This is a genomic window from Microthrixaceae bacterium (assembly GCA_023957975.1).
In the GTDB taxonomy this organism is placed as follows: domain Bacteria; phylum Actinomycetota; class Acidimicrobiia; order Acidimicrobiales; family Microtrichaceae; genus JAMLGM01.
Window position 1 is genome coordinate 76114 of sequence record JAMLGM010000006.1, and the last position, 12034, is coordinate 88147.

Annotated in this window: 12 protein-coding genes; 4 read left to right on the forward strand and 8 right to left on the reverse strand. The window is 66.0% G+C overall.

The window, feature by feature from the left end:
* Window positions 1-118 precede the first annotated feature (118 nt).
* A complete protein-coding gene (locus M9952_10130; GenBank protein MCO5313273.1) occupies window positions 119-931 on the forward strand; it encodes an enoyl-CoA hydratase in 813 nt (270 codons plus the stop codon).
* A gap of 15 nt (window positions 932-946) precedes the next feature.
* Window positions 947-1348: a PaaI family thioesterase gene (locus tag M9952_10135; protein ID MCO5313274.1), complete on the forward strand. Its 402-nt coding sequence runs from the start codon at window positions 947-949 to the stop codon at window positions 1346-1348.
* A gap of 56 nt (window positions 1349-1404) precedes the next feature.
* Here M9952_10135 and M9952_10140 read toward each other — a convergent pair whose 3' ends face one another.
* The gene (locus tag M9952_10140; protein MCO5313275.1) at window positions 1405-2439 is read right to left on the reverse strand and encodes a MaoC family dehydratase; all 1035 of its coding nucleotides are present in this window, start codon (window positions 2437-2439) and stop codon (window positions 1405-1407) included.
* Window positions 2440-2488: 49 nt separating this feature from the next.
* Window positions 2489-3823 (reverse strand): DUF2236 domain-containing protein, encoded by a 1335-nt coding sequence (locus M9952_10145; protein MCO5313276.1) that lies wholly within the window; start codon window positions 3821-3823, stop codon window positions 2489-2491.
* Between the two features lie 88 nt (window positions 3824-3911).
* Here M9952_10145 and M9952_10150 point away from each other — a divergent pair, with 88 nt between their 5' ends.
* On the forward strand, window positions 3912-4853 hold the full coding sequence (locus M9952_10150) for a DUF808 domain-containing protein (GenBank protein ID MCO5313277.1): 942 nt from the start codon (window positions 3912-3914) through the stop codon (window positions 4851-4853).
* 88 nt (window positions 4854-4941) lie between these two features.
* Here the strand turns inward: M9952_10150 and M9952_10155 are convergent, their stop codons facing one another.
* From M9952_10155 to M9952_10165, 3 genes are all read right to left on the reverse strand, one after another.
* The gene (locus tag M9952_10155; GenBank protein MCO5313278.1) at window positions 4942-5469 is read right to left on the reverse strand and encodes a hypothetical protein; all 528 of its coding nucleotides are present in this window, start codon (window positions 5467-5469) and stop codon (window positions 4942-4944) included.
* A 156-nt stretch (window positions 5470-5625) separates the two neighbouring features.
* The gene (locus tag M9952_10160) at window positions 5626-7047 is read right to left on the reverse strand and encodes an NADH:flavin oxidoreductase (GenBank protein MCO5313279.1); all 1422 of its coding nucleotides are present in this window, start codon (window positions 7045-7047) and stop codon (window positions 5626-5628) included.
* The gene (locus M9952_10165) at window positions 7044-8039 is read right to left on the reverse strand and encodes a dihydrodipicolinate synthase family protein (protein ID MCO5313280.1); all 996 of its coding nucleotides are present in this window, start codon (window positions 8037-8039) and stop codon (window positions 7044-7046) included. Before M9952_10165 ends, M9952_10160 begins: the two co-directional genes overlap by 4 nt.
* 81 nt (window positions 8040-8120) lie before the next feature.
* Here M9952_10165 and M9952_10170 point away from each other — a divergent pair, with 81 nt between their 5' ends.
* Entirely contained in the window at window positions 8121-9740 is a 1620-nt protein-coding gene (locus tag M9952_10170) for an OB-fold domain-containing protein (GenBank protein MCO5313281.1), read from the forward strand.
* 96 nt (window positions 9741-9836) lie between these two features.
* Here M9952_10170 and M9952_10175 read toward each other — a convergent pair whose 3' ends face one another.
* The 3 genes from M9952_10175 to M9952_10185 are packed head-to-tail and all read right to left on the reverse strand — an operon-like array spanning window position 9837 to window position 11969.
* Window positions 9837-10742 carry an enoyl-CoA hydratase gene (locus M9952_10175; GenBank protein ID MCO5313282.1) on the reverse strand — a complete coding sequence of 302 codons (906 nt, stop codon included), beginning with the start codon at window positions 10740-10742 and terminating at the stop codon, window positions 9837-9839.
* Between the two features lie 52 nt (window positions 10743-10794).
* Window positions 10795-11136, reverse strand: coding sequence for a hypothetical protein (locus M9952_10180; GenBank protein ID MCO5313283.1), 342 nt, complete (start codon window positions 11134-11136; stop codon window positions 10795-10797).
* Window positions 11133-11969 (reverse strand): SDR family oxidoreductase, encoded by an 837-nt coding sequence (locus M9952_10185; protein ID MCO5313284.1) that lies wholly within the window; start codon window positions 11967-11969, stop codon window positions 11133-11135. Before M9952_10185 ends, M9952_10180 begins: the two co-directional genes overlap by 4 nt.
* Window positions 11970-12034: the final 65 nt, after the last annotated feature.

The window sequence follows — 12034 nt, forward strand, 5'->3', positions numbered from 1 at the left end:
TGGGCGCACCTCTCGACGAACGACGCATAGGCTCGCTCGCGGTGCGCCCCGCAGAGGGCCACGCCAACGGGCCACGCCAGAGGGCCACGCCAATGGGTCGCACCGTGAGGGAGGTCGGGTGCCGGAAGGTTTCGAGACGAACCAGTTCGAGACGGTCCGGGTGGAGGTCGCCGATCAGGTCGCCGTGCTGACGATGAGTCGTCCGCAGGCTCGCAACGCGTTGAACTCGCGGCTGACCCGCGAACTGTGGCTGGCCGTCGAGGAGGTCGCCGGTTCCGATGAGGTGGACGCCATCGTGTTGACCGGTGCCGATCCGGCGTTCTGCGCCGGGCTCGACCTTCGAGAACTCGCCTCTGGGACGGCGTTTCGCGACGAGGAACCCGACCCGCGGCCGCCCGGGCTGCCGATGCGCTTCTTTCCCGTCGTCGACAAGCCGATCATCGCTGCGGTCAACGGACCGGCGATCACCGGCGGGTTCGAGGTGGCGCTGCAATGCACGTTCATCATCGCTTCCGAACGAGCCCGTTTCGCCGACACCCATGCCCGGGTCGGCATCTTGCCCGGGGCGGGACTCACCGCGTTGCTGACCGAGGCCGTCGGCGTCCGACGGGCCACCGAACTGTCCCTCACCGGCAACTTCCTCGACGCACAAACCGCCTATGAATTGGGGCTCGTCAACCGGGTCGTCCCTCACGACGAGCTGATGGCTACGGCGCGTGCGACGGCCGCCGACATCGTGAGCAACGACCAGCGAGCCGTTCGGGCGCTCGTCGCGCACTACCGGGGTCTGCAGGACCAGGCGACCTTGTCGGATCGGTTCGCGCTCGAAGCCTCGCTCCACCACGACTTCGGTGGGCTCGCCAATCCAGCGGACCGGGTGAACGGCGTCATCGAGCGAGGTCGAACCCAACAACGAATCGCAACTCCCTAACCGACTGGAGACACCATGACCGACGAACTACTCACCGCGATGGGCGAATTCGGCTTCAACGAGGCCCTCGGGATGGAGTTCCTCGAGGCGTCCGGCGATCGGGTCGTCGCCACCGTCGAGATCGGCCCGCAGCATCATCAGCCCTACGGCATCACCCACGGCGGCGTGTGGTGCTCGGTCATCGAAACCTGCGCAAGTGTCGGCGGCGCCATGTGGTACGGATCGCAGGGTCAGGTCGTCGGCGTGTCGAACCACACCGACTTCCTCAAAGCCGTCCGCGACGGCGTGGTGACCGCCACGGCGACACCAATCCATCGAGGCCGGTTGCAACAGTTGTGGCTGGTCGAGATCCGCACTGATGACGATCGGCTCGTCGCCCGCGGGCAGGTACGCCTGCAAAATCTCCCCGCCTCCTGACCGGTTCTCCGATAACCAGTGGTCGTGATCACGACCACTGGTTATCGGAGAACAGGTCAGCGTGGCATGAACGCCCAGAGGTCCAGATCGAGCAGCACGTTCGAGGCGTACTTACCGTCCTCACCCTTGAGTGTCATCGAAGTGTCGCGACCCTTTGTCGCCACCAGGCGCAGTCGAATGGCACCGACGCCAGGCGCCGAGGTGTCCGCCTTGTCGAGCACCTCGGACCATGCGTACACGGTGTCATCGGCGAAGGCCGGATTGGTGTGGGCACCGGCGTTGATCGCGGCGATGAGTTGCGCGTTCGCCAAGCCGTTGTAGCTGAGCGCCCGAGCCATCGAGATGATGTGGCCGCCGTAGATGAGGCGGCGACCGTCGGGGCGGGCCTCGGTGTTGAAATGCACCTTGGCGGTGTTTTGCCACAGGCGAGTCGCCAACATGTGTTCGGGGTCGGTGAGGGTCACGCCGTCGACGTGATCGATCTTCTCTCCGACCTCGTAGTCGTCGAAGCGGTGAGGTTCACCGGCCGCGGAGAAGTCGTACCTGGTGAAGTCGAGGCCGTCCGGGATCAGCAGGTCCTCGGGCGACACCGCCTTCGCCAACTCGGGCACGACGGTCTCGGGGGCCGCGGCGGAATGGTCGCGCTTGTTCACCATCACCCAACGCGCCCAGTCGATCGCCACCTCGCCGCGCTGATTCGTCGCCGTCGAACGCACATAGACCACACCGGTCTTGCCGTTGGAGTTCTCCTTGAGGCCGATGACCTCCGAACTCGAACGCAACGTGTCGCCCACCAGCACCGGGCGGTGGAACCGCAATTCCGCGTAGCCGAGGTTGGCGACGGCGTTCAGCGACACGTCCGGCACGGTCTTGCCGAAGGCGACGTGGAACCCGACGAGTTCCTCGACCGGATGCGCAGCGAGGCCGACCCCCGCAGCGAAGGTCGCCGCCGACGGCAGCGCGAATCGCGTCGGATACAGCGACGTGTACAGCGCGCGGTCACCCTCGGTGATGGTGCGGGGCACGGCGTGGTCGATGACCTGCCCGAGAGTGAAGTCCTCGAAGAAGTTGCCCGGGTTCGTCTTGGTCATGAATCCTCGATCCGATCGGCGATGTCGGCCACGAGGATACAAACGGCGCCTATCTGCCCACCAACGCACGCCGGTCGGTGTAGCTCGCAGCATCGCTTCGATACTCGGCATGTCCGTAGTCGCGCAGGCGACGGTTGAGCCGACGAACGATGTAGCGATCGATCGCCGGTTGCAGACGTGCCACGCCGTTGAGCCGCGACACGATCCGGTGCCGACCGAAGATGAACGGGGCGCCGAGTGCGACACGCACTTTGTCGGCACCCGTCAACGACACACCCATTTCGGCCGCACGGTTGGCGTCGTTGCCGAGAAAGGCGCGAATGAAGAAGGCCGTCGAGAAGCTCCGCTCGAAGGACTCGGCGACGCGGCTCTTGAGCGTCGTGTCCGGGCGCAGATAGGCGGCGAGCGTCCCACGCACCAATTCGCCACAAGTGGAGTCGTCGTAGCCGCGGCGCAGGGTCGCGGCACGGGCGAGAAACACTCGCATCAGCCCTTCGGGGTCGTCGGGCAACAACACCTCGGGCAGGCCGAGCAGGTAACAGCGGTACCGCGCCATCTCCACCATCGCCCGTTCGTCGTCGGTGTAGCCGCGTTTCGCATGAACCGCCTCGACCGCCATGAGAAAGGAAGTGATGAGCCCCGCCGGCATCTGGTCGACCTGGGGAATCGGCACGCCATAGACCGACTGATCCCAGTTCCGCTCCGGGCGCAAGGCGTTGTATCGCACCATCGAGTGCATGAGACGCACCATCGCGGCGGCCTCAAAGCCCGGACCATTGCGATCCATTCCACCCGGCAGCACCGTCGACGCGAAGAACGCTGCGGTCTCGTTGACGCGCTTGGCGGAACGCTTGTCACTCAACGAACCCGTCACCGCCATCGGAAGCGCCGCATAGGAGTTCAAGAAGGTGGCGAGGAACGCCCCGCGAACCCCGAACGGGGCGAGCAGCGCGGCGGAGATTCGTTCCAGACGGGCGCCCTCTGCGACGAGTTCGAGGTCGATCCACGCCGGCACGGTCTCGAGTTCGGTGATGAAACGGCGCAGTTCGTCCGGAGGGTCCTCGACGTCGTCGATGCTGCCCTGGCACGCGGTGCGCAACATCGTGATGAGGCCGTGCATCCCATGGGTCGGAATCAGCGCGACATAGGCGTCGCACACCGCATCGCCGAGCATCGTCGCTGCGGCCATCAGATCCATGAGACCCTGGTCCGCCAAGAAGTCGGCCCGATTCACTCGCGGCACGGTGTCGAGCTCGGTCTCGTCCTCCGGTCGAAGCGCCAGCCGCTCCGGAATCGCGTTGAAGTCGAAAGCGCCGTACATCCCCGGCAAATCGATCCCCTGCCGCTCCACCCGGTCGCGAAGCTCCTCCAGTGCAACACCCATACCTACGCCCCCGGTTGTGGCACCTGCGCTGGGCACCGCGTGGGTATCGTATCGCTCACCGTCAACCTTCGAACCTGAGGACGTGAACGTGGCCGGTGGCCTGGTAGCCCTACTCGACGACATCGCCGCACTCGCCAAACTCGCCGCGGCAACCCTCGACGATGCCAGCGCCGCCGCGCTGAAGGCGAGCTCGAAGACCGTCGGAATCGTCGTCGACGATGCAGCGGTCACGCCGACCTATGTGCAAGGACTCGCCGCCGAGCGAGAACTCCCGATCATCAAGAAGATCGCGGCGGGGTCGCTTCGAAACAAGCTGGTCTTCATCCTGCCGGCGGCGCTGCTGCTCAGCGCGGTGGCCCCGAAACTCATCGAGGTCATCCTGATCTTCGGCGGCGGCTACCTGGCCTATGAGGGCGCACACAAGATCCACGCCCGAATCACCGGCCATGGCCACGACCACGACGACGACCTACCGGCCGCGATGTCCGGCGAAGAGGCCGAGAAGAAGACGATCTCGAGCGCGGTCCGAACCGACCTGATCCTGTCGACCGAGATCATGGTGCTGGCCCTCAAGGAGGTCATCGACGACCCGTTCATCAATCGCCTGCTGGTCCTTGTCATCGTCGCGTTTCTGATGACGGCGATCGTGTACGGCGCTGTCGCCCTCATCGTGAAGATGGACGATGTCGGGCTGCGAATGGCCACCGTAGACAACGGGCGGTCGGAACGAATCGGCCGAGCGCTCGTCGCCGCCATGCCCAAGGTGCTGTCGACGCTGACGGTCGTGGGAACCGCAGCGATGCTCTGGGTCGGCGGTCACATCTTGTTGTCGAGCGCTGCCGCTCTCGGATGGCACGGGCCCTACGACCTCGTGCACCGCATCGAGCAACCTTTCCACGACGTCTCCGGCGTGGGAGGGGTGCTCGGGTGGGTCGCGAACACCCTGTGTTCGGCGATCGTGGGTCTCATGGTCGGGTTGGCGTTGCTGTTCGCCGGCGGGCTCGTCCAACGCAAACGGGGTGCCCACTAGCGGGCACCCCGTTGAGGTGAGCTCACGGTTGAGGTGACTGCGGTGCCCGCTTAGCGATCGTCACTCCGCGGGCCTCAACGCAGTGGAATCACATCGGGATCGGGGTGAGCGGCCGGCAGGTGATCGTCCAAGTGGTCGTGTTCGGCCAGGCCGAGCTGCTGCTCAGGAAAACCTTGCCACCGGTATCGGCGGTGGAGCCGATCTGGTTGGTGTACCACGGGGTTTCATCGGAGGTGCCGGCGATCGCCAGCTTGCACTCATATCCCGTCGGAGCCTTGAAGCCGTCGGCGACGTGCGGAGCGACGCCGAGCAGGGCGACCGTTTCGGTCGCACCCAGGCTGCATCCCTGGAACCCGAAGTTCCACCAACCGTCGGAGCCGAGGTTCACCTCCTGGTTGTCGTCGCCCAGAAGGCCCGAGAAGCATCCCACCGTCTTGTCCGCGGTGCCGGACACCTCGAAGGGCTCGAGCGGCTGTGGCGCCTCGGTGGTTGGGGTCGTGGGCGGGGTCGTGGGCGGGGCCGTGGTCGACGAACCGCCGCCGGTTGAAGGGGTACAGGCAGCAGCGGTCAGCAGAGCACCAACAGCGGCTGCGGTCATGAGGGGAGTCAAACGCATGGGGGCAATTCTAAACACCAGTGCAAGTGGATCACCCAGCCCAGGTAGAACTACCCAACACAGCATCGGCTCACCGCCTGTTCTCCGATAACCAGTGGTCGTGATCACGACCACTGGTTATCGGAGAACAGGCGGGGCGGTGGTTCAGGCGGTGGTTCAGGGGTCGCGCAGGCGGCGCTTGATCGCTGCAAGCTCGATGCGTTCGGGCCGCTCGTTATAGAAATCGTCGAGCGGGTAGCACCCCGACACGAGCCCGGAGCGCGGGGCGGTCGTGCAGTCGGAAAACGTGCGGCAGATCAGTCGCCGGTCACGTTCGGCGCCGGCGAGTGTGTCGGCGGCGAGGTGCGGGTAGCTGAGCATCATCCGACCCAGGCCGATCAGGTCCGCCCCACCGGAACGGACCACGGCCTCGGCGACCTCGGGCAACCAGTCCTGTAGGTAGGAATAGCCTGAACCCACAATCGTCATGTCCGGCGATGCACTCCGAAGTGCTGCCGTTGCAGCGATCTGTCTGGCCACCCCGACCAGGGGATCCTCGGGTGGGCGGTATCCGTCCGATGGGGGAAAGTACGCCGGTCGTTGGATGTGTGGGTTGTAATACGGGCTGCCTGCGGTCGTGCACACGAGCCCGACACCGAGTTGTCGCGCCAGTTCGAGAAATCGCGTGGGCTCGGCGAGGTCGACATCGAGACCGTCGTCGGTCGCGCCGAATGGCCGGGGGGTGCCGACCGCGCAGACGGGTTCACCGACGTTGTCCGCCCCCGCTCGAAACGCCACCAGGTCGAACACCGACAGCCGAACGGCAACCGCCAGGCCGGGGGCACGGTCGCGCATGCCTTCCACGACGCTGCGCCAGAACCGGGTGCGGCCCTCGAAGTCCCCGCCGTATCGGCCCGGTCGATCGACGGCCCCGAGCAACTCGTGCAACAGGTACCCGTGGCAGCACTTGACGTCGACGAAGTCGAATCCCGCCTGCGCCGCCAGCACTCCCGCGGCCACGAACGATTCGACCAACTCGTCGAGTTCATCGTCGCTGAACATGACCGCGTCCGCCCCGCCGAGTTCTGTCACCCCGCTTCGATCGTCAAGCACAACATGGCGCTGCGCGGTACGAGGTCGAGGCGCACCCTCCGGGCGCGACCAGCGCCCCGAATGGGTGAGTTGCAGGCCGACGACCTGACTCGGGTCGATCACCGACCGCAACGCCGCGAACTCCTCGACCGACTCGTGGCGGATCACGAGTTGGTTCGGATTGGCCCGACCCTCGGGCACCACCGCGGTCGCTTCGCCCCACACCAACCCACATCCACTCGCGGCGAAGCGTTCCCACCGGCGGCGCACCAGTTCGGTCGGGCGACCGTCGGTGGTGCCGTCCCACCCTTCCATCGGAAGCGCGACGAATCGATTCGGTGTGGTGATGGTGCCGGCCGCGATGTCGCTGAACGAGACGGAGTCGGCGAGGGGGCCGTCGGGGTGAACCTCATCGACAACGGGGAGGTCGAGTTGGAGCTCGTCGAGACGACCGCGTAGTTGCTGCGGGGTACGCATCGTCTTGACCTGCGGATAGCGGCGACTCATGGTGTCGCTCCGCCCGCTTCGACCTCGGAGGACAACTCGTCCACGAGCGCGTCAACGCGGCGCGCGATGTCGGCGAGCACGTCGCGATCGGCATCCGGTCGCCTGGGCGCCCCGTCGGGGACTTCGCTGCTCGAGGTCCAACCGCGCAGTTCGAGGAACATGGCGGCATCATGGCGATAGGCGGGGACGGGGTCGCGGAAGGCGAACATGCCGAGATACTGCAACAGGTCGTTGACCTCCCAGAACCGTGCGTCACCGTCACGCCACAGTCGATCACGGATGGCGAACAGGTCGGGGGCGAACGTCGACAGGCCCAGGAGGTAATCCGAGCCGTACACCACCATGTCGATCGCCAAGTCGTTACCCGTGAACACATGGAACCCGGGCCGGACCCGATCTCGAAGTTCGAGGCGTTGCCACTCACGCGTGCGCGACAGCGAGGAGTGCTTCGCCCCGATACAGGACCGCACGCCGAGTAGTCCTTCGTACGCGTCGAGGCCGAGGATGCGGCCATAGGGCACGAACATCTCGCCGAGCTCGAAACCGATGAACCGGTCGAGTTCGTCGCCGAGTTCGGTCATGGCTGCGACCCAGCTGTCATCGTCGAGACCGCCGAGCCCGTGGTTCGGGAAGATGACCGGGGTGCCGCCGTGTGCTGCGACCTCGTTTGCCGCCTTGGCCAGCGCCGCACGGTCGTACGCGTCCCCGGCGCGGTCACCAACGAACGCACCGGCGACGAACGCATCTTGGCGGTCGGGCGCGTCGGTGACCCGTCTGGCGAGTTCCAACACGCGTCGCCGATCGGCACTCGACAGAAGCTGGACATAGCCGGTGTCCATGTTGACGGCGGGAGTCAGGCCGGCCGCGGCAGTTCTCGCGATGTGGGCCTCGAGCGCGGCCCAGTCGATCGATCGGTCGTCGAGCAGCGGCACGAGGATGGCCGACATGGCGACGACTTCTCGTCCCAGACGTTGGGGTGGGGTACTCACCATGGTTGGCAGCCTGTCACGGAACCGCCGCCTTCGTCGCGTCATTCGTGGCCACTCAAGCAAGTGAACGCTAACTTTCAGTACGTGCGACCACTCCCCCACCTCACGCCGACGAACACCCCCTTTTGGACCTCCGGGGCCGACGGGGTGTTACGAGTGCAGGGTTGCCTCGACTGCCGACGCCTCGTCCATCCGCCCGTACCGCGCTGTCCACACTGCGGCAGCCTCAACCACGAACCCACCGAGGTGTCCGGACGCGGAGTCGTTGCCGGGCACACGACGAACCTGCAGCAGTGGCTTCCCGGATTCGCACCGCCCTACGTGATCGCCAATGTCGCCCTCGACGATGACCCCGAGGTCCACCTCACGACCAACATCGTCGACTGCGACCCCGACGAGGTCGCCATCGGATCGGTCGTGCAGGTTCGCTTCGAGCAGATCGACGACGTGTGGGTTCCGCTGTTCACGCTCACCGGCGAGACCGTCGCCAACCCGGTCGCCGAACCCGAGACCCCCAGGGTTCGCGCCCCGCTCACCAAAGACCGCTTCGAGCGCCGCAGTGTGTTGTCGGGCGTCGGCAAGTCGCGCATCGGTCGACGCCTTCTGGTGGATCCGCTGTCGCTGACCGTCGACGCCTGCCTCGCTGCGGTGGCCGACGCCGGGCTGACCCTCGACGACATCGACGGGCTCGCCACCTACCCCGGCGCGGTCGGCATGGGGATGAGCGAGGGCGGTGTCTCCGCGGTGGAAGAGGCGCTTCGGGTCCACCCGACATGGATCAACGGTGGCGGCGACATCCCCGGCCCGGGCGGTGCGATCATCGCCGCCGCGTTGGCGATCAACGCCGGGCTGTGCCGCCACGTGCTGACGTTTCGCACCGTGTGGGAGACCACCTTCGGGGTCATCGGCAATCGCCCCTCGGGCATGGGACGCGTCGAGGGTCCGAACATGGAGTGGCGTGCGCCGTTCGGAGCGATGTCGGCCGCGAACTGGATCGGCCTCAACGCCTCGCAATACCTGCACCGCTACGGCGCCACCCGCGAAATGCTCGGCTGGATCGCTCTCAACGCACGCGCGAACGCTGCCCTCAACCCCGACGCGATCTATCGCGACCCGATGACGATGGACGACTATCTGTCGGCCCGCATGATCACCACCCCGTTCGGTCTGTACGACTGCGACGTTCCGTGTGATGGAGCGATCGCGGTGGTCGTTTCGGCCGCCGACACGGTCGATGACCTCGCTCAACCGGCAATTCGGCTCGATGCCGTCGGCACCCAGATCACCGAACGGGTGTCGTGGGATCAGGGCACCCTCACCCACGAACCGCAGGTCCTCGGCCAGGCGGCTCACCTGTGGACCCGTACCGATCTCACACCGGCGGACGTCGACGTCGCCTTGCTCTACGACGGGTTCACCTTCAACGCGATCTCCTGGCTTGAGGGCCTCGGGTTCTGTGGCTACGGCGAAGCTCAGGATTGGCTCGACGGGGGGCGTCGCATCGCCCTCGACGGCGACCTTCCGCTCAACCCGCACGGCGGCCAACTCTCCGAGGGCCGCACCCACGGATTCGGTTTCATCCACGAGGCCGTCACCCAGCTTCGCGGCGACGCCGGCGATCGACAGGTTGCAGACGCCCGCGTCGCGGTCGTGTCGACCGGCGGCGGCACCCCGTCGGGTGCCTTCCTGTTACGCCGAGACTGACCGCCTCACCCGCGCCGCCCTCGCCGTTCTGTAGGTACTTTCGGTGGTCATAGCCACCGAAAGTACCTACAGAACGGACTATTGCCCGGGAACGGACTATTGCGGGGAAACCTCGCCGCCGACCGAATACGGGTCGCGGGTCTGCACCGGCGGTGCGGTTCGCCAGTCCTGAATACCGTCCTCGGGCAAGGCGACCGGGAACCCGTTCTCATGCACCTGCGCCCAGTGCGAGTGGTTGAGTTCGTGCAAGGTGAAACAGGCGTTGAGCGCGTTGTAGAAGCCCATGTTGTCCACGCTTTGGTTCACCGCCTCCTTGATGAGCAGCGCCGACATCGTCGGTTGTTCGGCGATACGACGGGCGAACTCGACGGTGCGCTCGGAGAGTTCGTCGAGCGGGAACACCTTCGACACCATGCCGATCTGCACGGCCTCCTCGACCGACAACGAGTCGCCGGTCAACAACAGTTCCTTGGCCCGGCGCGGCCCGAGTTCCCACGGGTGGGCGAAGTACTCGACCCCACACATGCCAAGGCGCGTACCGACGACATCGGCGAACACGGTGTCGTCGGCGGCGACGATCAGGTCACACGCCCACATCAACATGAGACCGGCGGCGAACACCGGCCCGTGCACCTGAGCGACGGTGATCTTGCGCAGGTTGCGCCACCGCCGGGTGTTGTTGAAGTAGTGATGCCACTCCTGCAGCATCAGCCGTTCGGCGCCCTGCCGGGTACCGCCGTTGACCTTCCACGACGGATGGGTGGCGTACTCCTCCTGGGAGACCTTCGAGCCGAGGTCGTGGCCCGCGGTGAACATCGGACCCAGCCCCCCGAAGATCACGACTCGAACCTCGTCGTCGGCCTCTGCCCGAAGGAACGCCTCATCGAGCTCGACGAGCATCCCCCGGTTCTGGGCATTGCGGGCTTCGGGACGGTTCAACATGATGCGAGCGATCCGCCCGTCGTCGAGTGTCTCGTAGGTGATGAACTGATACTCGCTCATGGCTCTCCTCGGTGGGGCAACGCTTCAGCCGTGGGCTGCGTGGGCGGCATCATCATCGTTCGATGAGGAGGCGCACCCGTGGCGGCGGGTCGGTTTGCAATGCATCGCTGCGGTCGAGTTCACCGCGGGCCGAGGCCGCCCGGTACTTCGCGAAGGCCGCGGCGATGTCGTCGGCTTCGAGTTCGTACACGGCGACAAAGGGGCCCTCGGCGGCTCCCTCCGCGGCTCCCACCCCGGCTCCCACCCCACCGACCGGTTCGAATCGGCGCGCCGAGACGAACAGGTCGAAGGAGAGGAGCTGAGGAATGTGGACCTCGTCGTACCAGCGGTGATACTCCTCGACCCGATCGGGAGACGACGGCGCCGACTCGACGATCAACAGCCCCCTGGTCACATCTCGACCGGGCGGCCGTTCAGCAATTTGGCGAGGAAGGTCGCCGGCGGGAACGACTCGGTGAGTCCCGAACTCATGTACCCGACATCGGTGACCAGCGTGATGCCGGAGATGGCCACGGCCGCGTCGCTGACGAGGAACAACAGCGGATAGGCCTGCTCAAGCGGTGTCGAGGCCTCGATGCCGAGTTCTTGGCGGTAGTCCTCGCCGAAGGCCAACCAGGTGTCGGCGTTCGCCTTGGCGAGGGGGGTTTCGGTTGGCCCGGGACAGATGGCGTTGATCCGGATGCCCTGCTTCATGAAGGTGAACGCCTCGCGGGCCACGTACGCACACACCGCCTGCTTGGTGTGGTAGTAGTCGGCTTTTTCGTTTTGGGCGAACCACTCGGCGCCGCCCTCGAAGTCCGGCGTGTCGAGGAGACCGTTCAGCACTTCCAGATTCGCTTCCCAGCCGAGGCCGGCCGCGGAGGAGATGAACCCGATCGATGACCCGCGACCGAGCAGGCCGCCGTCGACCAACTTGTCGATGAGGTAGCGGTGCCCGAGGAAGTTCACCTTCTCGATGTTGGGGGTGCCATCCGCGACGCCCGCGCACGACAACAGGGCATCGATCGGAGCGCCGAGTTCGCCGACGAGCGCGTCGATCGACGCGGTCTCGGCCAGGTTCACGTGAACGGTTTGCACGCCGCTCTGGGTGATCTCGGCGAAGTCGGCGACGATCACCTCGGCTCCGGCATCGACCGCGAGTTGCGCCGCGGCCGCGCCCATACCGGTGGCGCCGCCCACGACGAGCACGCGCTTGCCATCGAATCGGAATGCTTGAAAGGTCGACATGTTCTGCCTCGCTGGTAGTTGGGAACTAGGGATTGGTGGCTGTTGAGATGATTCGAGGTCGGTGG

Bases quoted from the DNA above. Each gene is read 5' to 3' on its own strand.
- M9952_10145 (MCO5313276.1), bottom strand. From the start codon at position 3,823: ATGGGTGTTGCACTGGAGGAGCTTCGCGACCGGGTGGAGCGGCAGGGG.
- M9952_10175 (MCO5313282.1), bottom strand. From the start codon at position 10,742: ATGAGCGAGTATCAGTTCATCACCTACGAGACACTCGACGACGGGCGG.
- M9952_10160 (MCO5313279.1), bottom strand. From the start codon at position 7,047: ATGAGTCGCCGCTATCCGCAGGTCAAGACGATGCGTACCCCGCAGCAA.
- M9952_10165 (MCO5313280.1), bottom strand. From the start codon at position 8,039: ATGGTGAGTACCCCACCCCAACGTCTGGGACGAGAAGTCGTCGCCATG.
- M9952_10155 (MCO5313278.1), bottom strand. From the start codon at position 5,469: ATGCGTTTGACTCCCCTCATGACCGCAGCCGCTGTTGGTGCTCTGCTG.
- M9952_10135 (MCO5313274.1), top strand. From the start codon at position 947: ATGACCGACGAACTACTCACCGCGATGGGCGAATTCGGCTTCAACGAG.
- M9952_10140 (MCO5313275.1), bottom strand. From the start codon at position 2,439: ATGACCAAGACGAACCCGGGCAACTTCTTCGAGGACTTCACTCTCGGG.
- M9952_10185 (MCO5313284.1), bottom strand. From the start codon at position 11,969: ATGTCGACCTTTCAAGCATTCCGATTCGATGGCAAGCGCGTGCTCGTC.